The 22,652-nt window shown below is 68.6% G+C and carries 19 protein-coding genes; 10 read left to right on the forward strand and 9 right to left on the reverse strand.

Annotated features, from left to right (window positions below; translation table 11 throughout):
- Positions 1–11 precede the first annotated feature (11 nt).
- A complete protein-coding gene (locus G6N58_RS29080) occupies positions 12–1,109 on the forward strand; it encodes an FAD-dependent oxidoreductase (protein WP_115280457.1) in 1,098 nt (365 codons plus the stop codon).
- Here the strand turns inward: G6N58_RS29080 and G6N58_RS29085 are convergent, their stop codons facing one another.
- Together G6N58_RS29085 and G6N58_RS29090 are read right to left on the reverse strand one after the other, a co-directional pair.
- Entirely contained in the window at positions 1,110–1,550 is a 441-nt protein-coding gene (locus tag G6N58_RS29085; RefSeq protein ID WP_115280456.1) for a hypothetical protein, read from the reverse strand. It lies immediately after the preceding gene.
- A gap of 31 nt (positions 1,551–1,581) precedes the next feature.
- Complete coding sequence (locus G6N58_RS29090) at positions 1,582–3,366, reverse strand: glycoside hydrolase family 183 protein (protein WP_115280455.1); 1,785 nt, start codon at positions 3,364–3,366, stop codon at positions 1,582–1,584.
- Between the two features lie 202 nt (positions 3,367–3,568).
- Here G6N58_RS29090 and G6N58_RS29095 point away from each other — a divergent pair, with 202 nt between their 5' ends.
- Positions 3,569–4,765 (forward strand): serine hydrolase domain-containing protein, encoded by a 1,197-nt coding sequence (locus G6N58_RS29095; RefSeq protein ID WP_232068172.1) that lies wholly within the window; start codon positions 3,569–3,571, stop codon positions 4,763–4,765.
- Positions 4,766–4,821: 56 nt separating this feature from the next.
- On the opposite strand, the gene G6N58_RS29100 is transcribed toward G6N58_RS29095, so the two are convergent.
- The 3 genes from G6N58_RS29100 to G6N58_RS29110 all read right to left on the reverse strand — a co-directional run bounded on the left by G6N58_RS29100 (position 4,822) and on the right by G6N58_RS29110 (position 8,262).
- Positions 4,822–5,271: a hypothetical protein gene (locus G6N58_RS29100; RefSeq protein ID WP_115280453.1), complete on the reverse strand. Its 450-nt coding sequence runs from the start codon at positions 5,269–5,271 to the stop codon at positions 4,822–4,824.
- Between the two features lie 103 nt (positions 5,272–5,374).
- Positions 5,375–6,748, reverse strand: coding sequence for a TldD/PmbA family protein (locus G6N58_RS29105; RefSeq protein WP_115280452.1), 1,374 nt, complete (start codon positions 6,746–6,748; stop codon positions 5,375–5,377).
- A complete protein-coding gene (locus G6N58_RS29110; RefSeq protein WP_115280451.1) occupies positions 6,748–8,262 on the reverse strand; it encodes a TldD/PmbA family protein in 1,515 nt (504 codons plus the stop codon). Before G6N58_RS29110 ends, G6N58_RS29105 begins: the two co-directional genes overlap by 1 nt.
- A gap of 50 nt (positions 8,263–8,312) precedes the next feature.
- Here G6N58_RS29110 and G6N58_RS29115 point away from each other — a divergent pair, with 50 nt between their 5' ends.
- The 3 genes from G6N58_RS29115 to G6N58_RS29125 are packed head-to-tail and all read left to right on the forward strand — an operon-like array spanning position 8,313 to position 11,511.
- Positions 8,313–8,816 (forward strand): hypothetical protein, encoded by a 504-nt coding sequence (locus G6N58_RS29115; RefSeq protein ID WP_115280450.1) that lies wholly within the window; start codon positions 8,313–8,315, stop codon positions 8,814–8,816.
- Positions 8,817–8,857: 41 nt separating this feature from the next.
- Positions 8,858–9,838, forward strand: coding sequence for a TIGR03885 family FMN-dependent LLM class oxidoreductase (locus G6N58_RS29120; RefSeq protein ID WP_115280449.1), 981 nt, complete (start codon positions 8,858–8,860; stop codon positions 9,836–9,838).
- A complete protein-coding gene (locus G6N58_RS29125; protein ID WP_115280448.1) occupies positions 9,835–11,511 on the forward strand; it encodes an alpha-amylase family protein in 1,677 nt (558 codons plus the stop codon). The genes G6N58_RS29120 and G6N58_RS29125 overlap by 4 nt, the downstream gene beginning before the upstream one ends.
- Positions 11,512–11,520: 9 nt before the next feature.
- Here G6N58_RS29125 and G6N58_RS29130 read toward each other — a convergent pair whose 3' ends face one another.
- On the reverse strand, positions 11,521–12,963 hold the full coding sequence (locus G6N58_RS29130; protein ID WP_115281964.1) for a PucR family transcriptional regulator: 1,443 nt from the start codon (positions 12,961–12,963) through the stop codon (positions 11,521–11,523).
- 120 nt (positions 12,964–13,083) lie between these two features.
- On the opposite strand from G6N58_RS29130, the gene G6N58_RS29135 reads away from it, so the two are divergent.
- From G6N58_RS29135 to G6N58_RS29145, 3 genes are read left to right on the forward strand one after another with little or no spacing between them, the layout of a single operon-like run.
- Complete coding sequence (locus G6N58_RS29135) at positions 13,084–14,181, forward strand: alcohol dehydrogenase catalytic domain-containing protein (protein ID WP_115280447.1); 1,098 nt, start codon at positions 13,084–13,086, stop codon at positions 14,179–14,181.
- 28 nt (positions 14,182–14,209) lie between these two features.
- A complete protein-coding gene (locus G6N58_RS29140) occupies positions 14,210–15,643 on the forward strand; it encodes an APC family permease (protein ID WP_115280446.1) in 1,434 nt (477 codons plus the stop codon).
- 37 nt (positions 15,644–15,680) lie between these two features.
- Positions 15,681–16,379, forward strand: a complete 699-nt coding sequence (locus G6N58_RS29145) for an LpqN/LpqT family lipoprotein (protein ID WP_147289409.1) — start codon at positions 15,681–15,683, stop codon at positions 16,377–16,379.
- Position 16,380: 1 nt separating this feature from the next.
- Here the strand turns inward: G6N58_RS29145 and G6N58_RS29150 are convergent, their stop codons facing one another.
- The 3 genes from G6N58_RS29150 to G6N58_RS29160 form a co-directional block, all read right to left on the reverse strand.
- On the reverse strand, positions 16,381–17,835 hold the full coding sequence (locus G6N58_RS29150) for a peptide MFS transporter (protein ID WP_115280444.1): 1,455 nt from the start codon (positions 17,833–17,835) through the stop codon (positions 16,381–16,383).
- A 108-nt stretch (positions 17,836–17,943) separates the two neighbouring features.
- The gene (locus G6N58_RS29155; protein WP_115280443.1) at positions 17,944–18,798 is read right to left on the reverse strand and encodes a CbiQ family ECF transporter T component; all 855 of its coding nucleotides are present in this window, start codon (positions 18,796–18,798) and stop codon (positions 17,944–17,946) included.
- Positions 18,795–20,840 (reverse strand): ABC transporter ATP-binding protein, encoded by a 2,046-nt coding sequence (locus G6N58_RS29160; RefSeq protein ID WP_115280442.1) that lies wholly within the window; start codon positions 20,838–20,840, stop codon positions 18,795–18,797. Before G6N58_RS29160 ends, G6N58_RS29155 begins: the two co-directional genes overlap by 4 nt.
- A 64-nt stretch (positions 20,841–20,904) precedes the next feature.
- On the opposite strand from G6N58_RS29160, the gene G6N58_RS29165 reads away from it, so the two are divergent.
- Complete coding sequence (locus tag G6N58_RS29165; protein ID WP_115280441.1) at positions 20,905–21,351, forward strand: MarR family winged helix-turn-helix transcriptional regulator; 447 nt, start codon at positions 20,905–20,907, stop codon at positions 21,349–21,351.
- Between the two features lie 64 nt (positions 21,352–21,415).
- Positions 21,416–22,615: an MFS transporter gene (locus G6N58_RS29170; protein ID WP_115280440.1), complete on the forward strand. Its 1,200-nt coding sequence runs from the start codon at positions 21,416–21,418 to the stop codon at positions 22,613–22,615.
- Positions 22,616–22,652 lie beyond the last annotated feature (37 nt).

The following is a 22,652-nucleotide window of genomic DNA, read 5'->3' on the forward strand; positions in this document are numbered from 1 at the left end:
GAAGGACCACCATGACACCATCCGTGACCATCGTCGGCGCCGGCCTGGGCGGCCTGTTGCTGGCGCGGGTTCTCCATGTGCGCGGAATTCCGGCCGTCGTCTACGACGCAGACCCCCGCGCGGGATCCCGCACCCAGGGCGGCCAACTCGACATCCACGAACACGACGGACAGGCTGCGCTGGCGGTGGCGGGGCTCACCGCTCAGTTCCGCACCATCGTGCACCAGGGCGGCGAAGCCACCCGGGTCCTGGAGCCTGACGGCACCGTCCTGCTCGACCGACCCGATGACGGCACCGGGACGCGCCCCGAGGTGCTGCGCGGCGATCTTCGGCAGATCCTGCTCGACGCCCTGCCCGAGGGCGCTGTGCAGTGGAACCGCAAGGTCATCGAAGTGCACCCGCTCGGCGACGGAACGCACCGGCTGATGTTCGCCGACGGGCCGGCCGTCGACACGCGTCTGCTCGTGGGGGCCGACGGCGCGTGGTCGAAGGTCCGGTCACTGGTCTCACCTGCGACGCCCGCCTACACCGGCGCGGTGTTCGTCGAGACGTACCTCCACGACGTCGACGTCCGGCACCCGGAACCGGCCGCGGCGGTGGGCCAGGGCGCCATGTATGCCCTGACGCCGGGAAAGGGCATCGTCGCGCACCGGGAGGCAGGCGCGGTGGTACACACCTACGTGATGCTGCAACGGCCAGCCGGGTGGGCCGACAACATCGACCGCGCTCGCCTCGCCGCCGAATTCGACGGATGGGCACCACAATTGAGAGCTCTGATCGCTGACAGCGACACCGTTCCCGTGCCGCGCCCCATCTACGCGCTTCCCGACACGCACCGCTGGCAGCGTGTGCCCGGGGTGACCCTCCTCGGCGACGCAGCGCATCTGATGCCACCGTCAGGCGACGGCGCGAACCTCGCAATGTTCGACGGTGCGCGGCTGGCCGACGCAATCGCCACACACCCCCACGACGTCGAATCGGCGTTGGCCGCCTTCGAAGACGAGATGTTCACCCGCAGTGCGTCCGTCGCGGTCGGCGCCCGCGAGACGATGACGATATGCCTGGGCAGCGGCTCACCGCACGGCCTGCTGCAGCTGCTGGCCGGATAGTCAGCGCTTCTGCCAGACGCAGTCGCCGCTGAGGGTGATCCGGAAAACCACCGGCAGCACGGTGACCTCGAGCGGCTGCCCGGGCAGGCCCGCAGTGGTCTGCTCGGGCCCCACCTCGCCGGCGGCCACCACGGCCGACTGCGTGGCGGCACAGGCCGCCGCGGGATCCAGCGGCGTGGCAGTCCACTGCCCCGACACGATCTCCGGGTTGCGCAGACCCTGGCCGTGCAAGCTGATGCCTGCAGCGTCGCTGACCCAGATGTCACTGCTGGGGTAGGGGCCGTCAAAAGGCGTCCACGTCCCCCCGGAACAGGTGAGCACGCCGCCATCGGGCAGTTTGGTCAAGGCGCCGGTCGGACACGGGCCGCCGGCGTGCGGCTGGGCCGATGCCACCGGGGCGAGCGCCAACGCTGCGAGCGCCGCTGTCAGCACGTACTTCATATGCGGCCTATCGGTTCTCGGCGCCACCGCGCTACACCCGGGTCAGATCGGTGCGCATCAACGCCACGTTGTACTCGTTCCACTGCGACAGATTCCAGTACAGCATCTGGGGGTCCTCCACCGATCCGTCCGCCTTTTTCAGCAGCGACGATCCCGACCACGGGTGGATCATCGGGGCGTACAGACCCGGGTACTGCGACGATGTGACCAGCGTCTTGGCTGTGGACCAGGTGCCCTGCGGCGTGGACGACGTCCGCATCACCACATTGTTGGACCCATCGGTGTAGAGCATCACGTACTTCTTCAAGTACGGGTTGTACTGCACCGACATCTCCCCCGCCGACGGATAGGTGGTGTTCTTGACCAGGCCGAAGAAGCTGGTGGTGGTGGTTCCGGGCAGGATCGGTTTGGCGGCCGCCGGGTTGTTCTTCACCCAGCTGCTGCCGTTCCAGTATTCGTATTTGGTCTGGTCGAGGATCTGCTTGTCGTTGACACGCGACAGGTAGACGGTGCCGCCGCGGCCGGCGGGCGTGCCGTAGGAATAGACCCAGCCGGCCGTCGAGTCGGCCGAGCCCGCCGGCGGTTTGACGTAGGCGCCCTGTTGGAAGTTCTGATTGCCGTTGATGAACGGACGGGTGGAGCGTCCGGAGGCGGCGGGGCGGATGCTGGAGGCGGGCACCACCGTCCAGTTCTGGCCGTTGTCGTCGGACCAGATGATGCCCGAGTAGTTCGTGGTCCACCGTCCCGGTGTGTCCCACGACCGCACCGACATGAAGTTGACGTACTGCCGGGTGGCGCCGTTGGCGCCGGCACCGGGCACCGCGATGCCCGCCGTCGGGATGATGGTGACCTCGGGGCCGACGGCGTAGCCGTACTTGCCGATGATCTCGCGGGAGAAATTGGGGTTGGTCATCGGGGAGCCGCTGTAGGCGCCGGGGTCGTGGATGATCCCGTTGGGCACATAGAGCCCGTTCGACAGCACGTTGTCGGCGCTGCGCAGGAGCACGTTGTTGCGCCAGATGCCCGTCATCCGCGGCTGGGAGAACGTGTCGCCGAAGGCCATCAGAACCTGGCGCTGCTCCTTGATGGCGGTGGCGGGGTTGTCCTTGGTGATGCCGTTGTCCCACATGACGCCGATGTCGGTGCCGGCGATGCCGAACCGCTTGACCGTGTCGTTGAGGCCGCCGGCGCCGGTGACCCAGCCGATGCGGGTGGTGGCCGGGGCGGTGACCGCGGCTCGCGCCACGGGCTCCACGGCTGCGGCCTCGGCCTCGCGCCGCGTGCCCTGAGTGACCAGCCCCAGCAACAGCGAGGACTGCTGCGGCGTCGTCGGGCGAGGCGCCTGCGGCGTGCGCAGGGTGACGCTGTTCAGCGCCTGGGTCACCAGGCGTGCGGGTGCGGAGACGGTCTCGGCCACCAGGTCACGGACCGCCTCGGCCGGATCCGTCTTTCTGGCACTGGGCTTGGCAGAGGTTCTGTCGCTGGATCGGTCGGCGGCGTCAGCAGCATCAGTGTGGTCCTCGGCCGCACGACGAGTGGTGGTGCGGCCGTAGGACTTCCGAGATGTCTCGGCGGCTGCGGCCTTGTCGGCCTTCTGGGTTTTCGCTGTGCTGTCCGCGCTGCGTGACTCGGCTTTGGAGGTGTCCTTGTCCGAGGTGTCGTCGGAGTCGTTCTTCGAGTTGTCGGACGAACTGGACGTGGTGTCTGTGTCGGTCGTCTCCGCGGCGGCAGCGCCGGCGCCGACGACCACGGCCAGACCCACCCCGAGTGCGACCGCCAGACCGCCCACCCGACCGATGTGTACCTCTGTATTCATGACTGGCCCCTCCAAGGACTCCCCGACCCTGGAGCTCTCTGACGGACGGCGTACCGAAGAGAGCGGCATCAGAATGACACCGCGCGCGCCTTTGCGCTGGACTTTCAGCAAACTTTGCCGAGTGGCAGTTTCAGCGTCCAGCAGGTTCGGATGGCGATACACTGCCGCCACACCTCCACGAGGGCGTGAGCCGATGACGCTGATGAACCCCTGCCTGCGGGTACTTGCCGTGGCGATGATGCTCGCACTCGCCCCGGTGGCCGCAGCAGAGCCGACGCCCCTGCACACCATCGACCCGGCCCGACTGCAGACCGCCGTCGCCGACGCCGCGGCCGGACTCCTGGTCCCCGGCGCACTGGTGCTGGTCCGGACGCCGCAGGGCTCGTTCACCGCCGCCGTCGGCACCACCGACTTGGGCACCTCGCAGCCGCCGACGCCGCAAACGCACTTCCGCATCGCCTCCAACACCAAGACAATGACCGCGGCGTTGGTCGTGCTGCTGGCCCAGCAGGGCGCATTGACGCTCGACGATCCGGTGTCGAGGTACGTGCCGGGGGTCCCCGGGGGCGACGACATCACGGTGGCGCAGCTGCTGACCATGCGCGGCGGGCTGTACGGCTACACCGACGCGCCCGAACTGGCAGCGGCGCTGGACGCCGACCCCTCGCGCACATACACCCCGGCCGAGGTGCTGGCGATGGCGTTCGCCCGACCACCACGCTTTGCCCCCGGAGCCGAGTTCGACTACAGCAACACCAATTACGCCCTACTGGGCCTGGTGGCGGAGAGGGTGACCGGCACGCCGTTGGCGGTGCTGTTCCAGGAGCGCCTGCTGAAGCCACACGGCCTGACGCAGACCCTGCTACCCGCCGGGGACGAACTGCCTGCACCGTATTCACACGGTTACATGTACGGAGGGACCTCGTACGCCCTGGTCGATGCGGAGTACCCACCCGAGGTGCAGGCCGGCGCTCGGGCAGGCACCCTGCAGCCGACGGACTACACCTTCCAGAATCCCAGTTACGCCACTGCGGCCGGAGGTGCGGTGTCGACAGCGGACGACCTGGCACGCTGGATGCAGGAACTGATGTCGGGCAACGTCTTCGACCCGCAATGGCACCGACGATGGCTGGACAGCTTGGTGGCCGAGGACCCCGGCGAACCGGAGGGGCAGAAGTACGGCTACGGCATCTCGTACCAGAGATTCGGACCACAGGCCGCGATGTACTACCACGGCGGTGAGCTTCCGGGCTTCAACTCGTTCATGGGCCACGATCCGGACAACGACGTGACCCTGGTGATCTGGACGAACCTGACGGTGGCGCCGGACGGCAGGACCACGGCCAACGCGTTGCTGCCGGTGGTGCTGCGGGAGATCTACCGCGAGTTGGACTTCTAGAGACGCGGTCGTGCCCGGCGACTGGGCCGCCGGGCACGAAGGGTGGTCAAGGAGCGTTACGGAGCGGGGACGGTCACGCAGACGCCGCCGACACAGCCGCCGCCGCCCTCGGGGCCACCGCTGCCGCCGCCGACGCCGGGAATCGAGCCACCGCCGCCTTCGGGTCCGCCGCCGCCGGTGGGTCCACCCGGGATCCCGCCGCCGCCACCTTCAGGGCCGCCACCACCGGTGGGTCCACCCGGAATTCCGCCGCCGCCACCTTCAGGGCCGCCGGTGCCGGTGGGTCCACCGGGAACGGCGCCGCCGCCTTCTGTTCCGCTGGGCGCAGGGGTCTCGGATTCCATGGGGGTGGTCATGGTGGTCGTGGTGGTTTCCGAGGTCTCCGTCGTCGTCTCCGACGTGGTGCTGGTTTCCTCCGAATCGCCGCTGCCGCCGCAGCCCACCAGCAGCGTCATCGCTGCCGCGCCGGTGAACAGGGCGAAGGTCGTCCGTGCCGATGCTTTCATCGTGCCGGGGTACCCGTCGCCGCGAACGGGAAACGTCGTATCGAGCGCGCACATTTGTACGGGACACGCCGGGCATTCATGTGCAGACACGCACGCTCGGCCTTTATTGGGCTTGGCTCACCGACGACATGTGAAAGTCCGGAATGCGCAGCGCCGGCATGGTGGCGCGCGTGGCCCAGTCGCCCCACTCACGCGGCAAGGTCGGCTCGGCGACGCCGGCCTCGGTGGCGCGGCGCAGCAGGTCCAGCGGGCTCTCGTTGAACCGGAAGTTGTTCACCGCGGCCGTGACCTCACCGTCCTCGACCAGGTACACGCCGTCGCGGGTCAGGCCGGTGAGCAGCAGCGTGGCGGGGTCCACCTCGCGCATGTACCAGAAGGTGGTGAGCAGCAGACCGCGCTCGGTGGACGCCACCATGTCCGCAAGGTCGGCGCTGCCGCCGGTCATCATCATGTTGGTGGCCGGAATCGCAACGGGTGCATCAAATTCCGCGGCGGCCGCCCGTGGGTAGGCCAGCGCGTTGATCACCCCGTCGCGGATCCAGTCCACCCGGGGGATCACCAGACCGTTGTCGAACACCGACTGACGCTCCGAGGACGTCCCCACGGACACGAAGGGAGCACACTCCTGGCCGGGCTCGACGGGATCGGAGTACAGCGTCAGCGGCAGGTCGGTGAGCTTCTCCCCCACTCGGGTCCCGCCGCCGGGCGCGGACAGCGCGCTGCGGCCTTCCTGGGCACCGCGGCCGTCCATGGTCCAGCCGAGGTAGATCATCATGTCGGCCACCGTAGAGGGAGGCATCAGGGTCTCGTACCGCCCGGCGGGCAATTCGACTGTGCGAGAAGCCCATCCGAGCCTGCGGTCGAGCTCCTGGAGCAGTGCATCGGTGGGCACGTCGACGAACCAGGGAGTGCTGACCCCGGCCCACGCGCTGGCCCCTGCGCGTTTGGCGTTGATCTCCACGGTGCCCGTGGGCTGGGTGAAGCGCCGCCGCACCCCGGTGGAGGTGGCCAGCCAGGTGGTCTCCACGACATGGTGGGCGAATCCGTAGAGCTGGTCGGCGCCGGCGAAGGCCGGGGCCAGCGAGCCGGCCACCGCGCCGAACACCTCGGCACCGGTGCCGGGGCCGGGATGGTCCCAATCCTCGGGCGTGCTGGTGTCAACCAACAGCGGAAAGCCGTCGCGGGCTTCGGGTGCCGACCGCGCCGCCAGTTGAGCGGCGGTGACCAGGACCGCGATGGTGTCCGGGTCCACGTCGGAAGACTGCACCGATCCGACATGGGCTTTGTCACCGTGACGCACGATGGAGATGACGGTGGTGCTGCGGCTGATCGACACCCCGTTGGTGGTCATGGAATTGCCCGCCCAGCGCAGTGAGGCGTCGGTGGTGTCGGTGACCAGGACGATGGTCTCGTCGGAGCCGCTGCCCTGGTCGGCGGCGGCCAGAGCGATCTCGACGACAAGCGGTGCGGGAATCATCAGTGGCCCCCTTCGATGCGAGTGTTGAGCACGTTGACGCCGCGGAACAACGCCGACGGGCACCCGTGGCTGACCGCGGCCACCTGACCGGGCTGAGCCTTGCCGCAGTTGAAGGCGCCGCCCAGCACCCAGGTGCTCGGGCCGCCGACGGCCTCCATCGAATTCCAGAAGTCGGTGGTGGTGGCCTGGTACGCGACATCACGCAACTGCCCGTCCAGGCGGCCGTCGCGGATGCGGTAGAACCTCTGCCCGGTGAACTGGAAGTTGTAGCGCTGCATGTCGATCGACCAACTCTTGTCGCCGACGATGAAGATGCCGTCAGACACCCGGGAGATCAGATCCTGCGTCGAGATGTCCTCGGCCGCGGGCTGCAGCGACACGTTGGCCATCCGCTGAATCGGGACGTGGTGCGGCGAGTCGGCGTACGAGCAGCCGTTGGACCGCGATTGGCCCAGGCGCGGGGCGAACACGCGGTCCAGCTGGTAACCGACGAAGATCCCGTCGCGCACCAGATCCCAGCTCTGCGCCTGCACCCCTTCGTCGTCGTAGCCGATGCTGGCCAGTCCGTGGGGCACGGTGCGGTCGGCGGTCACGTGCATCACCGGGGAGCCGTAGCGCATGGTGCCCAGCTTGTCCGGCGTGGCGAACGACGTCCCGGCGTAGGCCGCTTCGTACCCGATGGCCCGGTCGTATTCGGTTGCGTGACCGATGGATTCGTGAATGGTCAACCACAGGTTGGACGGATCGATCACCAGGTCGGTGGGGCCCGCAACCACCGAGGGCGCCTTGACCTTCTCGGTCAGCAGACCCGGCAGCTCGGCCAGTTCCTGCGACCAGTTCCACACGTCGTCACCGGCCAGCACCTCCCAGCCCCGACCGTACGGCGGGGACAGCGTCCCCATCGACTCGAAGGACCCAGCAGCGGCATCGACAGCCACCGCCTCGAGCATCGGCATCACCCGCACGCGCTGCTGGGTGATCGAGGACCCGAAGGTGTCGGCGTAGAACGTCTGCTCCTTGACCGCGTTCATCCCGGCCGAAACGTGGTCCACCCCGTCGGCGGCCAGCAGCCGGCCGGCGTACTCCCCCAGAAGGGTGATCTTGTCCGGCGTCGGCACCTCGAACGGGTCGATCAGGTAGTCCGACACCCAGGTGGCGTCGGCGTACACGGGCTCGGCGGCCAGATCGACCTGCTCGGCGTTCAGCGGCTCGAGCACGGTGGCCACGGACACCGCACGGCGCGCCGTCTCGGCGGCGACGTCGGCAGTCAGCTCGGCGTGGGAGGCGAAGCCCCAGGTGCCGTTGACGATCACCCGCACCGCGAGCCCGACCTCCCGGGACTCCACCGCGCTCTCCAGCTCGGCGTCGCGCAGCTGGATGTACTCGCTGGTGATGCGATGGATGCGCAGGTCGGCGTAGCTGGCGCCGGCGGAGACGGCCGCGGCCAGCGCGGCGTCGGCGAGAGCTTGGCGGGGCAGGTCAAGGAAGTCGGGGTCGACCGGGCGGGCAGTCACGGATCCCCACGTTAGCGGCCACCCCCCGGGGGCGCGGATACTGGACCACGATGGAAAAGGACCGGGCACCCGTGATGAGCGCGCTGACACCTGCCCTGCGCGACGAGATCGACCGACTGCTGCACACCAGTGATCCGGTGTTCAACCACGGTGAGGTGCTGCGCAGTATCGAGGCCGGCGCCACCGCCGAGCAGATCGCCGCCAAGCACCGCAGGACCGCCGCCGACGTCGAGGCGTACATGAAGAGTCTGCAGCATCTGCTGGTCGGCACCATCCCGGCCAGCCGCACCGCGGCGGCCACCAACGCCGCGGCCTACCGGGAGCTGTTGAGCCGGGAGCTGTCCCCGGGGCTGCAGAGTTACGCCGAGGAACGGCTGCAGCGGCTGCTGGCGATCAACCCGGACGCCACCAGGGCGCCAGCCGCCCCGGCGCGCCCGCGGGTGACCAAGCCCAAGACGGCGCCGGCCAAGCCGACGCGCACCCCGATCCCGGAGCCGACGCGGGACAAGATGTGCCCGGACTGCTTCCAGGTGCATGCCGGCGACTGCTACTGACGCTGTCGTAACTGTCGACCCGAGTGGGTATGGGGTCTCTCATGACGGTCATCGGGTTCCACTGCTCGCACGAACAGATCGATCCGCGCCAACTGCTGCGCGACGTCCAGCACGCCGAACAGGCCGGCTTCACCGCGGGGATGTCGAGTGACCACTTCAGCCCCTGGAGTGAACGGCAGAACGAATCGGGGTTCGCCTGGTCGTTTCTCGGCGCCGCCCTGGCCACCACCGACCTGCCGTTCGGTGTGGTGAACGCACCGGGGCAGCGCTATCACCCGGCCATCATCGCCCAGTCCATCGCGACGCTGGCGCAGATGTTCCCGGGTCGGTTCTGGGCGGCACTGGGATCCGGTGAGGCCTCCAACGAACGCATCAACGGCGAGGTGTGGCCGCGCAAAGAAGTTCGCGACCAGCGCCTGCTCGAATGCGTCGACGTCATCCGCCGTCTGCTGCGCGGCGAGGAGGTCAGCCATGACGGTCTCATCCACGTCAACCGCGCCAAGCTCTGGACCCTCCCCGAGCAGGTCCCTGATCTGGTCGGGCCGGCGGTGTCGGTGGAAACCGCGGCCCGGCACGCATCCTGGGCCGACGCGTTGATCACCGTCAACCAACCGGCCGACACACTGCGCCGTGTGCTCGGCGCCTATCGCGACGCCGGCGGCCGCGGGCCGGCACGGTTGCAGATCCACCTGAGCTGGGCTCCCACCGAGGACGAAGCGCTGGCGATCGCGCACGATCAGTGGCGCAACAACGTGGTCGGACCGCCGGTGTCCTGGGACATCGAGACAGTCGAGGCGTTCGACACCATCGGTGAAACCGTCACCCCGGACCAGATGCACAAGTCGGTGCGCATCTCCAGCGACCTGGGCCGGCACGCCGCCTGGCTGCACGAGTATCTCGAACAGGGTTGGGACGAGCTGTATCTGCACTTCGTGGGGCAACAGCAGAGCGCCTACATCGATGCCTTCGGTGAGCACGTGTTACCGCAGCTGTCCCCGGCGGCGCCGGCGGTGCCCGCATGAGGAAGATCGACACCGGCGATCTGTGGTGGAAGAACGCCGTACTGTACTGCGCGGACATCGAGACGTTCTACGACTGGAACGGCGACGGCTGCGGCGACATCCGCGGCATGACCGAACGCATCGAGTACCTGGCGGATCTGGGCATCAACTGCCTGTGGCTGATGCCGTTCTACCCGACCGCCCGCAAGGACGACGGCTATGACATCACCGACTTCTTCAGCGTGGATCCCCGGCTGGGCAACCTCGGCGATTTTGTGGAACTGGTGCGCACCGCCAAAGCCCACGGCATTCGCGTCATCGTCGATTTTGTCATGAACCACACCTCCGATGCCCACCCGTGGTTCAAGTCCGCCCGCCGCAGCGTCGACGACCCCTATCGCGACTACTACGTGTGGACCGACACCGAACCGCCCGACACCAGCAAGGACGTCGTCTTTCCCGATCAGGAGGACAGCCTCTGGGAGCACGACCCGAAGACCGGCCAGTGGTACCTGCACCATTTCTACAAGCACCAACCCGACCTCAACATCGCCAATCCTGCAGTCCAGGAGGAGATCTCGCGGACACTGGGATTCTGGCTGCAGCTCGGCGTCGCGGGGTTCCGGGTGGACGCCGTACCGTTCCTGTTCGCCCGCGACGGCGCGCCGGATGACCCGGGGAGTTTCGACCCCTACGAGTACCTGGGCGACGTGCGCAATTTCGTCACCCGCCGGGTCGGTGACGCGGTGCTGCTCGGCGAGGTGAACGTGCCGTACAAGGACCAGAAGGCATTCTTCGGTGGGTCCGACGGCGACGGGCTCAACATGCAGTTCGACTTCATCGGAATGCAGAACATCTACCTGTCCCTGGCCCGTGGCGACGCCCGACCACTGGCCAAGGCCCTGCGTCAACGCCCCGCGCTCGACATCACCAGTCAGTGGGCCAACTTCGTGCGCAACCACGACGAACTCACCCTCGACAAACTCAGCGACAGCGAGCGGCAGGAAGTCTTCGACGCCTTCGGCCCCGACCCGGACATGCAGCTGTACAACCGGGGGCTGCGGCGCAGGCTGCCGGCCATGCTCGGCGGTGACGAACACCGGATGCGGATGGTCTACTCGCTGGCGTTCTCCCTACCGGGCACACCGGTGCTGTTCTACGGCGAAGAGCTGGGGATGGCCGAGAACCTGGATGTGCCGGGGCGATTCGCGGTGCGCACTCCGATGCAGTGGACCAGCGGTGACAACGGGGGCTTCTCCAGCGCAGCCAAACGGCGACTGCCCCGCCCCCTGCCGGACGGACTGTACGGGCCGGAGCGGGTCAACGCCGCCGATCAGCGCCACGATCACGACTCGTTCTGGTGGTTCATCCGCGATCTCATCTACACCTACCGCCAGCAGCCCGAGATCGGCTGGTCCACGGTGGAGGTGCTCAAGCAACCGCACCGTGCCGTGCTGGCACACGCCTGCCGGGAGGCGTCGGGCTGGATGATGATCGGGCTGCACAACTTCGGTGACCAGAGCGTCCTGGTCCCGCTGGAGGTGGCGGATGCGCCCCCGGGATCGGTGCTGGTGGATCTGCTCGACGGCAGAGCCCAGCACCCGGTGGACCAGCGCCGGGTCGAGATGCCGCTGGACCCCTTCGGCTACCGCTGGTTGCGGCTGGTGCGGCCGGGCGACGCTCCGATCATCTGAGAACGGGCCCTACCGTTCCAGTGCCCGCAACGCCAACCACGCCGCAGCCCGGTCATCGGGGTTGGACATCGACAGCGCGGTGAGTTCCTCGATGCGCCGGATGCGGTTGGCCAGCGTCTGACGGTGCACTTTCAGCCGCGACGCGGTGGTTCCCCAGGCGCCGTGTTCGGCCAGGAAGATCTTGAGCGTGCGGGTCAGCTCCCCGTGGGTGCCGGTGCTGTCGTCACGTAGCGGATCGAGCACCGCGGCAAGGCGATTGCCGTCGACGCCGTCCAACCGATCGAGCACATAGGACACCGTGGGCATGGCTTGGTAGCGCACCGCCGTGCGGGCATCGGCGACGGCGATCTCGTGCGCCTGCCGGGCTTCGGCGGCAGTGCGCGCCAAGCCGTCGGTAGGTGCCGGTGACCCGAGGCCCAGCCGCAGCGCGATCCGCGCCTCGTCGAGGAAACTCTCCGCGCGCGCCACCAACTCGTCGGCCTTGTCGGTCTTGATGAACCCCATGATCCGGCCGCGATCCTCAGCCAGAACGTGGACGGCACCGATCTCGTCGAACCAGCGCAGCACGATGCGTTCCAGGTCAACGGATTTGGAGCGCGAGGTCAGGACGAAACCGGTCAACGTCGACTCGTGCACCCCCCACCGGCGCAGGAGTGCCGACGCCGCGGGCCCGCCGGTCAGCAGCGTTGCCACCATGGTCTCGCGGCCCAGTCGCTCGGTGACCGAGTGATCGTGGCTGCGCAGTTTGAGGTCCAGCAGCGCTGCAGCCTGAGACGCCAGGTCGCGGCTGTAGCTGGTGGAATGGTCACGCGAGGACACCACGAGGTAAGCGCTGAGGTCTTCACCGGAGCCCACCGGATGGACCTGCAGCCCGGGATGGCGGACCCGCACGGGCCGGTTGAAGGCAACGGCCACAGCATCTTTGACGTGCAAACCGCCGGCGGCAGCCGTGGTGATCACCTGGCCGTGGGCGTCGAGCAGCACAGCCCAGCCGTCGATGCGGTGCGCCAGTTCGGCCACCACCGCTTCGGCGCCGCCGCGGCGGGCGACCTGGGTGAGAACTTTGGTACCGGTGGTGACCAACCGATCCTCGGCCGCCCGGTCGGACGCCAGCAGCGCCACCAGTCGGGCGTAGAGCAACTCCGGTTCGGGCTCGGACGCGGCGATGACGCACAGTTCTTTGTCGACGGTCAGCGCCGACAGGTCGCCCTGTCCCCCGGCGGCGAGCAGCACCGCCCCGGACAGCGCGGCGGCGCGGTCGTCGCCGGCCCGCAGCGCGGCCTCGAGAGCGTCGACGTGGGCGACCACCAGGGTGGCGTAGAAACGGTGCCCCACCACGACGAACTCGTCGAGCCGGACCACCGCGTCGACCGGGGTGGAGGCCACAAGACCAGCGCCCAGTCGGAGCTCGCCGCTCACCACCGCCGCGATCGAACCCAGGTCCCACGCCACGGTGGCAGTGTACGAGATGGTGAAATCACGCCGTCGTATCCACACTTTGTGCCAGTGACGCAGCGCACCTCACGGACCTACGATCAGCCGGCCCGACCACACGCAACCGTGAGGAGCACCATGAAAGGCGTCGTCTACCGCAATCCGGAGACGCCCATCGAGATCGCCGACATCCGGCTGGATCCGCCCAAGGCGGGCGAGGTGCGCGTCAAGATCGCCGCGGCCGGCGTCTGCCATTCCGACCTGCACGTCAAGCGCGGGGAATGGGACGCGCCGGCACCGCTGGTGATGGGCCACGAAGGGTCAGGCGTTGTCGTCGAACTCGGCGAGGGCGTGACCTCGCTGGCAGTGGGCGATCACGTGGTGCTCAGCTGGGTCCCGCCGTGCGGCGAATGCCGCTACTGCCGATCCGGGCACGAAGCCCGCTGCCAGAAGGTTGCGACGCTGGTGGCCCCGCACGGCGTCCTGTTCGACGGCACGTCACGGCTGTCCCGCGACGGCGAAGCACTGCACCACTACCTGGGCGTGTCCTCCTTCGCCGAAGAAGTCGTGGTGCCCGCGTCCGGTGCCGTGAAGGTGCGCGACGACGCCCCCCTGGACGTGGTGGCCGTGGTGGGCTGCGCGGTGGCCACCGGAGTGGGCGCGGTGACCAACACCGCCGCCGTGGTCCCCGGCTCAACGGTCGCCGTGATCGGTTGCGGCGGTGTGGGACTCAACGTCATCCAGGGCGCACGACTCGCCGGCGCCGAACGCATCATCGCCATCGACGTCCTGCCCGGCAAAACCCAACTGGCCGTCCAGTTCGGTGCGACCGACCGCATCGACGCCCCCAAAGGCGACGTCGTGGACCAGCTGTTCGAACTGATCCCCGACGGCGTGGACTACGCCTTCGACGCGATCGGCCGGACCTCCACCACCGAACAGGCCATCAGGATGCTGGGCCTCGGCGGGGCCGCGGTGATCGTCGGCCTGCCGCCCACCGGCGCCCGGGCATCTTTCGAACCGCTGGTCCTGGCCGAGGCCGACCAGCGGATCCTCGGCTCGAACTACGGCTCGGTGCGGCCGTCCATCGACATTCCCGCGCTGGTCGACCGTTACATGGACGGCCAGCTCAAACTCGACCCGCTGATCTCGGCGCGTCGCCCCCTGGCCGAAACCGCCGAAGCCTTCCAGGAACTCGAGTCCGGCGAGGCCCTGCGCACCCTGCTCATCCCCTGACCCTTCCCACGAGTGACGGAGACCCACCATGTCCTCCCCCAGCAGCGACACCACCGCCCCGGTTGACGCCGGCCTGCGTCGCGGCGTGATGAGCGGGCCCGAACTGGCCGCCCAGGCGATCGCGAACATCGCCCCGAGCGCAGTCATCGCGTTCACCGCGGCGGCGATCTACCTCGGCGCCAGCAACGGCACGGTGCTGTCGTTCATCCTGGCCACGCTGGTGATCCTGTCCGTGGGGTACTGCGTGACGGTCTTCGCCCGGCGCCACGCCTCGGCAGGCTCGCTGTACACCTACGTCGCCAAAGGCATCGGCCCCTTCGGCGCCTACCTCGCCGGGATCGCGCTGCTGGTCGGGTGCTGGGGTATCGCGGCGGGCTCACTCGGCGGCGCGGTGTCTTACCTGAACCAGTTCCTCAACCTGCTGGGGCTGCCGGCCGACGGCCTCGGGTGGCAGATCGCCCTGGCGATCGTCCTCGGCGGGCTGGCGACACTGTTCACCATCCGCGGTATCCGGCTCTCGGCCCGGGTGTCGCTGGTACTCGAGCTCGTCTCGGTGGCGATCATCCTGATCCTGCTGGTGCTGGCCCTGGTCTGGGCCGGGCCCGCGGCGTGGGACCCCGACCAGTTCAGCTTCGACGGAATCCCGCTGCAGGGTGTCGCGGCCGGCATGGTGCTGGGCATCCTCGGCTTCGTCGGGTTCTCCTCGGCCGACGCGCTGGGCCGCGAAGCCAGGAACCCGTACACCGCGATCCCCCGCGCCATCATGTGGAGCGCGGTCACCGTGGGCGTCCTGTATGTCTTTGCTGCCTACACCCAGATCGCGGTGCTGGGTGAGGGGCTGGCCGAGAGCGCCAGCCCGCTGGAGGACATCGCCACCCAGATCGGCATGCCGACCTGGTTCGCCCCCATCCTGACCTTCGGCGTCGGCGCGTCGTTCTTCGCCGTCGTCGTCGCACCGCTGAACGTCGTGGGCCGGATCATCTACGTCATGGGCAAAGAGGGCATGGTCGCCGAGCGGTTCGGCCGCACCCACGACTCCCACCTGACCCCGCACCGGGTACTGCTGCTGGCCGGGCCCGCCGCGATCGTGCTCAACGTCATCCTGCTGCTGATGGGCGTCGATCCGATGAACATCGTGGTGTGGGTCGACACCTACGGCACCTACGGCTACATGGTGGCCTACGCGCTGGTCGCGATCGCCTGCGTGGTGTACACCCGCCGGGAGAACATCCCCAACACCCTGGTCTGGGGGTGCGCGACGGTGGCGGTGGTGGCCATGGCGTATGTCTTCTTCGCCAATGTCTGGCCGGTGCCGGCGTTCCCCCTCAACGTCATTCCGTACCTGTTCGTGGTCACCATGATCGCCGCCGTGGCGTGGTACCGGTACAAGGCGGCGACGCGCCCGGACGTCATCGCCCGGATCGGCACCACCGAGACCAACGCGATGGAGGGCGTCGGCTGATCGTCCGCGCCGAGCCCCGCCGCCTAGGCTGGTGGCCGTGAAGCTACAGACGTTCGCCTGGGCCGCGGCTGCCGTCGCGGCGGTCGGGCTCGCCGGCTGCGGGTCCGACAGCGCCCCCGAAGAAACCTCGGCTGCGAGCACGTCGGCGTCGGCCGCAGCGCCCACCAGCACTTCCGCGGCGCCGCAGCAGCCCAGCGCGCCGGCAGCGGCGCCGGGGGCGTCGATGACCCTGAGCGGTTACCTGTCAACCGTCGGGATCACCGAGACCCCCGCGCGCCCCGGAGTGGACGGCGCACCGCAGATCGAGTTGCCGATGCCTGCCGGCTGGCAGCAGGCCATCGACGTTCCCGGCGACTCGTTCTGGGCGATCATCTCGACCACGCCGAAGGACCCCGAGAACCCCGGCATCATCCAGGCGGTGCTGAGCAAGGTCAGCAAGGACATCTCGATCGACACGGTGTTCACCTACGCCTCAGGTGAGCTGCAGAACCTCCCCGGCTACCAGGCGCTGGGCCAGGGTGGCCGGGGCCAGCTCGGCGGCATCGAGGCCTTCCAGATGGGCGGGCAGTTCGACAACAACGGGGTGACCACGCTGGTGGCGCAGAAGACGTTGCTGCTCAGGAGCTCCGGCGGCACGTACCTGCTGAAGGTGCGCGCCACCGGTCCTGTCGACGACGCCCAGACGCTGGTCGCGGCGACGGCCGACCTCGACGAGCAGACCGTCATCACCCAGTGAGTCAGTGCACGCCCTCCATGTGCCTGCTGATCCACGGCGCGATGGCCAGCACCACCAAGCCCACCGCCACGGCCACCAGGCCGAGGATGCCGAAGTAGGCGAACTCGTTGTCGGGGCTGTAGTAGCCCGCCAGCACCCCGGACATCGAGGTGCCGATGCCGACGGAGAAGAAGTACAGCGCCATCATCTGCGCCCGGAACGCTTCTGGCGCAAGCTTTGTCGTGACCGACAGCCCGATCGGTGACAGCAGGAGCTCGGACACCGCAAACACCGCGAGAATGGCGAAGACCGCCAGCGCCGGCACCGACCTGCCCTCGCTGCCGGCCAGCGGCACGAAACAGAGGAAGGCCAGCCCCATTCCGACAACGCCGAACGCGAACTTGCGTGGCGTCGTCGGGGCACGGTTGCCGAGTTTGGTCCACATCACGGCGAATACCGGTGACAGCGCGATGATCCAGATGGGTTCGATGGAGCCGATCCAGCTCGACGGCGCCGTCCAGCCGAAGATCGACCAGTTCATACGCTCGTCGGAGTACACCGCGAGCACGGTGAAGATCTGCTGAAACAGCGACCAGAACACAGCGTTGGCGATGAACAGCGGGATGAACGCACGCACCCGCACCCGTTCCTCGGTGGTGACCCGCGCGTTGGTCAGCATGATCGCGAAGTACGCGACCGACGCCACGATGATGACACCGGTGGTGACCTGCGAGAGGTTGGCCAACGTCACCCAGCCCAGCAGGATCACCGCGGCCACCACCACCACGCCGGCGACCAGTACGGCCACGGTCTTGCCGATCGCGCTGCGTGGCAACGGGTTCGGCACGTCGCGGCCGTGTTCGCCGAGGTTGCGGCGGAAGGCCACGTACTGCGCCAGCCCCAGCGCCATGCCCACCGCCGCGGCACCGAAGCCCCAGTGGAAGCCCACCCGGGTCTGCAGCAGACCGGTGATCAACGGCCCGACGAAGGCACCGAGATTGATCCCGAGATAGAACAGGGTGAAGCCACCGTCGGCCCGTGGATCGGCCTTCGGGTAGAGCGTGCCCAGCAGCGAGGATGCGTTGGCCTTGAGCGCGCCGGATCCCAGCGCCACCAGGACCAGGCCCACCCCCACCCCGGCCAGTCCCGGGATCAGGGCCAGGGCGATGTGGCCGGCCATCACCACCACGCCGCCGTAGAACACCGTGCGCTCCATGCCCAAAAGCCGGTCGGCCAGCCAGCCGCCGAGCACCGTGGACAGATACACCAGCCCGCCGTAGGCACCGACGATGCCCGTCGCGGTGGCCTGCGGTAATCCGAGCCCACCGTCGGTGACGGAGTAGTAGAGGTAGTACCCGAGGATGGTCAGCATGCCGTAGAAGGAGAACCGCTCCCACAGCTCGACGCCGAACAGGTTGGTCAGCCCGATGGGATGGCCGAACAAGGTCCGTGCGGAATCGCGTTCGTGAATAGCCATCACTACACCTTCCCACCGGCGGCCGCTGCCGTCACGGATGACACCGAGACCGACGAGATTCCCATCACCACTCGCACAAACGGGCCCGTGCGTCGGTTTGGGCGAAAGTCAGCGGGCGGAGCTGGACCCCAGAACGGTCAGCTCGGCAGTCAGCGCCAGGGCGCACACCACGACCACGATGGCCATGGCGATCCAGTCGCGGCGGGCGGGTTTGGACTCGGCCGCCGAGATCTGCCCGGTGCCGCCGCGGGCGGTGATCGCATCACCCATCTCGTCGCCGCGACGCAGGGTCACCGTCACTGCGGCGGCCAGCAGGTCGACCAGCTCGATCCCCCACCGGCGGCGCCGCTCCCTGCGGTTGGCCACCGGGGGCCGCGGGCGCAGCTTGCGGGCGGCGAACAGCACCCGGAACTCGTCGATCAGCATCGGGAAGGACCGCAGCGCCAGCGCCAGCGTGACCGCCCAGTCGTCCACGGGGATGCGCAGCCGGCGAAACGGCCGTCCCAACGTGGCGACCGCCGGTGCGACATCAGAGACATTGGTGGTCCACGAGACCATGGCCCCGAGCCCGAGCAACACGATGGACAGCGCGGTGATGCGCAGGAAGTTCAGCACCCCGCCCAGACCCACGGTGACCGAACCCACCACGAATTCGGGGGCGCCACCGGCAAACGACGCCGTGAAACCTCCGAGGAACAGGAAGAACCACAGCCAACCCGGGATCGACGGCAACACCCCGCGCGGAATGTGAGCCAGGTAGGCCGCCACGCCCACCAGCACCGCGACCAGCGCGATGGGCACCCAGCCGGGATAGAACGTCATCAGTACGCCCAGGACGAAGACGATGAGCAGCTTGGTGCCGGCCCACAGCCGGTGGATCACGCTGTCGCCGGGAACCGGGCGCAGCAGGACCACCGAGCGCCGGGTCGGGTTGCGCGGCGGTGCGCCCTCCGGGCTGGTCATGACATCCCTCCCGCCGACGTCGTCGACGCCGGCTCCATGACGCCGCCCCGCAGGTGCAGGATGCGCGGGCACAGTTCCTCGAGGCCCACGAAGTCGTGGGAGATCACCACGACGGTGAGGCCCTGGTTCTTGCGAAGGTCTTCGAGCAACCGCAGCAGCCCGGCCTGGCTCTCGGCGTCCAGGCCGGCCAGTGGTTCATCCAGGATCAGCGCCTTGGGTTCTCGGGCGAGCAGCCCGGCCAGCACCACACGACGCATCTGCCCGCCGGAGAGCTGGTCGGTGCGGCGCCGTGCCAATGACGCGTCCAAGCCGACGGCATTGAGGGCGGTGTGCACGCGCCTGGTGTCATTCGGATCGAAGCCGGCCGCCGAGGCCACCTCGAGATCGACACGGGCGCGCATCAGCTGCAGCCGGGCCGCCTGGAATGCCAACGCCACCGAGCCCACCCGCTCGTGGGCCGGCTGCCCGTCCACCAGTGCGGTGCCGACGGTGGGTACGGCCAGTCCGGCCATGATCCAGGCCAGGGTGGATTTCCCGGACCCGTTGCCGCCGTGGATGAGTACGCCGTCGCCTTTGTGCACGGCAAAGCTGATGTCCTGCAGCGCGGGTTTGGCCCAGGGGGTGCCGGTGCCGTATTCGTGGCTCACGCGGTCGATCTCGATGACCGGGGTACCGGCGGGCTGGCCACCGGTGCCGACGGTGGCAGCCGGGGCAGCCGCGGTCTCGACCATCGCGGTGTTGTCGGTGGAGGCGCTGAGATTGATGGCACGGTCGGCACTGTCGGCTTCGTTGTTGTAGTGCGTGATGTGCACCAGCGCCATGTTGCGACGTTCGGACAGCCCGGACAGCACGTCGAGCAGGGCCTCCCTGCCGGCCTGGTCGACCATGGAGGTCACCTCGTCGGCGATCAGCATCGTGGGGCGCCGGGCCAGTGCGCCTGCCACGGCCAGGCGCTGCAGCTCCCCACCGGACAGCCCGCCGGTGTCGCGCTCCTCGAACCCGGCCAGGCCCACCTCGGTCAGCAGCGCCTCGACATCGGTGGTGGTTCCCGGGGGCAGGCCCCAGACCACGTCGTCGGCCACCCGCGTGCCCAGCACCTGGCTCTCGGGGTGCTGCATGATGACCGCGGTGCCGCCGAGGGCGCCCAGCCCCACGCCGCCGTCGCGCTCGATGACCCCCGAGGTGGGTTGACGTCCGGACAGCAGCAGCATCAGCGTGGTCTTGCCGGACCCGTTGGCGCCGGTGACGGCGACGTGCTCGCCGGCGCCGATCTCCAGACTCACGGGAGCCAGCGCATCGTGGTCGGCATTCGGGTACCGGAAGGACACGTCGCGCAGCCGCACCGGCACCGGGGCAGCAGTCTGGGCGCTCTCATCCTGGTCGAGTTTGTGGACGTCGGGGATGCCGCGCAGGCGATGCAGCACCTTCGACAGCGCCCACCAGCCCAGCAGCGTGACGCTCATGATGGCGAAGATGGCGTAGCCCATCAACAGCCACGGCCAGTAGCTCAGTGCCAGCTGGAAGTAGTCCTTGAAGTCCTGAGCGGGCTGTTCGAGCGCCGGTACGCGCGCCATGATCGCGGCGGTGCCGTCGACGTTGGCGGTCATGGACGCGAAGATGAGATGGCGCAGCCGCGAGAGCACGGCTAGGGCGCCGACGACGAAGATGCCGAAGAGCACTCCCGCCACGAACGACGCGAACACCACGGTGGGCGTGCCGCGGCCGCGGCGACGCACCACCCCGGCGAGCCCACCGATGTATGCGCAGTTGGCCACGGTCATGAACCCGCCGAGCCCGGCGATCAGAAAGGCGATGATGCCAGCAGCCACGGCGGCGGCCACCAGCACCCGAACCCGGTAGCGGTAGGCCAGCAGGGCCATGGGCACCGTGCCGAGCAGAGACAGGGCCGCGGCGAACGGAACGACAACGGCGATGATCGCGGTGGCTGCGCACAAGGCGGCCATCACCGAGGCTTGCGCAGTCTCTGCCGGACGTAATGACCTGGCCGTCTTGGGCACAGTGGCCGCGGAGCTCGAGGTCATTCTTCGATTCTGCCAGTGAGCACACAGATTGAAATACATAGCATTTCTATGTAACCTGGGCATCATGCCGACTGCCAGCGTCTCTGACACTACCGCGCTGGGCGCCGACCTGCTCAAAGTTGTCGCCCGACTCAACCGGTTCGCTACGCAGCGCACCCAGCTGCCGCTGCCCTGGGCGCAGGCACGGCTGCTCTCGACGATCGAAGACCGCGGCGAGGCGCGCATCTCCGATCTCGCGGAGCTGGACCACTGCTCGCAGCCCACCATGACCACCCAGGTTCGTCGCCTCGAGGACGCCGGCCTGGTGACTCGCACCGCCGACCCCGGCGACGCGCGAGCCGTGCTGATCCGGATCACCGAGGCAGGCGTGGACGTGCTGGCCCGAGCACGCATCGATCGCGCTGCCGTGATCGATCCCCTCCTGGAGCAGTTGACCGACGCCGATCGCGCGGCACTGAGCACCGCGGTGGACGTGATGCGTCAGATGTTGGCATCTGCCCAGAACAGTTGAGTTAGGCCGAACTCGGCGGACCGCCGCCGGGTTCTTTTTTTACCCCAATAGATAGGAAAACTATATGTTGCGCCAACCCAGGGCGGTGTGGGCGGTGGCATTCGCCTCCGTCGTGGCATTCATGGGCATCGGACTCGTCGACCCCATCCTCAAACCGATCGCCGACAACCTCGATGCCACCCCGTCACAGGTGTCCCTGCTGTTCACCAGCTACATGGCGGTGATGGGTGTGGCCATGCTGATCACCGGCGTGGTGTCCTCGCGCATCGGCCCCAAGCGCACCCTGCTGCTGGGGTTGGTGATCATCATCGCCGGGGCCGGACTGGCCGGCATGTCGGACACGGTGCTCGAGATCGTCGGCTGGCGCGCACTGTGGGGGCTGGGCAACGCGCTGTTCGTCGCGACAGCACTGGCCACCATCGTCAACTCCGCGCGCGGCTCGGTGGCCCAGGCCATCATCCTCTACGAAGCGGCACTCGGCCTCGGCATCGCCGTCGGCCCACTGGTGGGCGGCCTGCTTGGGTCGATCTCCTGGCGGGGCCCGTTCTTCGGCGTCTCGGTGCTGATGGCGGTGGCCGTGGTGGTGACGGCGTTGCTGCTGCCTGCCACTGCGCCGGCCGCCCGCGCGACATCCTTGCTCGACCCGTTCCGCGCACTGCGGCACCGTGGGCTGCTGGGCGTGGCGATCACCGCCCTGCTGTACAACTTCGGCTTCTTCACCCTGCTGGCGTTCACCCCGTTCCCGCTGGACATGGACGCCCACGGCATCGGCCTGATCTTCTTCGGCTGGGGTCTGGCCCTGGCCTTCACCTCGGTGGTGGTGGCGCCGCGACTGCAGCACCGCTTCGGCACCGTGCCCGTCCTGGTGGTGAATCTGGTGCTGATGACGGCGACGCTGGGCGTGATGGCTGTGTTCACCACGTCCAAGCCGGTGCTCGCGGCGTCGGTGATCGTGGCCGGGCTGTGGATCGGCGTCAACAACACCTTGATCACCGAGACCGTGATGAAGGCGGCACCGGTGGAACGCGGAGTCGCCTCTGCCGCTTACAGTTTCGTGCGTTTCGCGGGCGCCGCGCTGGCGCCGTGGCTGGCCGGTGTGCTGGGCGAGCAGGTCAGTGTGCATCTGCCGTACTGGGTGGGCGCGGGGGCGGTGCTGCTGGGCGCGGTGGTGCTGTTCGTGTCGCGACGCTGGCTGGTCGGCATCGACGAGCCCGAGACCGGGGCGCGGTTGGCCGAGGACGAGGCGTTGGCGAACGCCAGTTAGACCGGAAGCGCGAAAGGCCGCACCTCCCCCTGGGGAG

The organism is Mycolicibacterium tokaiense (assembly GCF_010725885.1).
Taxonomy (GTDB): Bacteria; Actinomycetota; Actinomycetes; order Mycobacteriales; family Mycobacteriaceae; genus Mycobacterium; species Mycobacterium tokaiense.

What these genes read in the sequence shown, in the direction of transcription:
- G6N58_RS29160 (WP_115280442.1), bottom strand. Translation starts at nt 20,840, where the DNA reads ATGACCTCGAGCTCCGCGGCCACTGTGCCCAAGACGGCCAGGTCATTA.
- G6N58_RS29085 (WP_115280456.1), bottom strand. Translation starts at nt 1,550, where the DNA reads ATGAAGTACGTGCTGACAGCGGCGCTCGCAGCGTTGGCGCTCGCCCCG.
- G6N58_RS29165 (WP_115280441.1), top strand. Translation starts at nt 20,905, where the DNA reads ATGCCGACTGCCAGCGTCTCTGACACTACCGCGCTGGGCGCCGACCTG.
- G6N58_RS29090 (WP_115280455.1), bottom strand. Translation starts at nt 3,366, where the DNA reads ATGAATACAGAGGTACACATCGGTCGGGTGGGCGGTCTGGCGGTCGCA.
- G6N58_RS29155 (WP_115280443.1), bottom strand. Translation starts at nt 18,798, where the DNA reads ATGACCAGCCCGGAGGGCGCACCGCCGCGCAACCCGACCCGGCGCTCG.
- G6N58_RS29120 (WP_115280449.1), top strand. Translation starts at nt 8,858, where the DNA reads ATGACGGTCATCGGGTTCCACTGCTCGCACGAACAGATCGATCCGCGC.
- G6N58_RS29125 (WP_115280448.1), top strand. Translation starts at nt 9,835, where the DNA reads ATGAGGAAGATCGACACCGGCGATCTGTGGTGGAAGAACGCCGTACTG.
- G6N58_RS29115 (WP_115280450.1), top strand. Translation starts at nt 8,313, where the DNA reads ATGGAAAAGGACCGGGCACCCGTGATGAGCGCGCTGACACCTGCCCTG.
- G6N58_RS29135 (WP_115280447.1), top strand. Translation starts at nt 13,084, where the DNA reads ATGAAAGGCGTCGTCTACCGCAATCCGGAGACGCCCATCGAGATCGCC.
- G6N58_RS29170 (WP_115280440.1), top strand. Translation starts at nt 21,416, where the DNA reads ATGTTGCGCCAACCCAGGGCGGTGTGGGCGGTGGCATTCGCCTCCGTC.
- G6N58_RS29100 (WP_115280453.1), bottom strand. Translation starts at nt 5,271, where the DNA reads ATGAAAGCATCGGCACGGACGACCTTCGCCCTGTTCACCGGCGCGGCA.
- G6N58_RS29095 (WP_232068172.1), top strand. Translation starts at nt 3,569, where the DNA reads ATGAACCCCTGCCTGCGGGTACTTGCCGTGGCGATGATGCTCGCACTC.
- G6N58_RS29140 (WP_115280446.1), top strand. Translation starts at nt 14,210, where the DNA reads ATGTCCTCCCCCAGCAGCGACACCACCGCCCCGGTTGACGCCGGCCTG.
- G6N58_RS29150 (WP_115280444.1), bottom strand. Translation starts at nt 17,835, where the DNA reads ATGGCTATTCACGAACGCGATTCCGCACGGACCTTGTTCGGCCATCCC.
- G6N58_RS29105 (WP_115280452.1), bottom strand. Translation starts at nt 6,748, where the DNA reads ATGATTCCCGCACCGCTTGTCGTCGAGATCGCTCTGGCCGCCGCCGAC.
- G6N58_RS29080 (WP_115280457.1), top strand. Translation starts at nt 12, where the DNA reads ATGACACCATCCGTGACCATCGTCGGCGCCGGCCTGGGCGGCCTGTTG.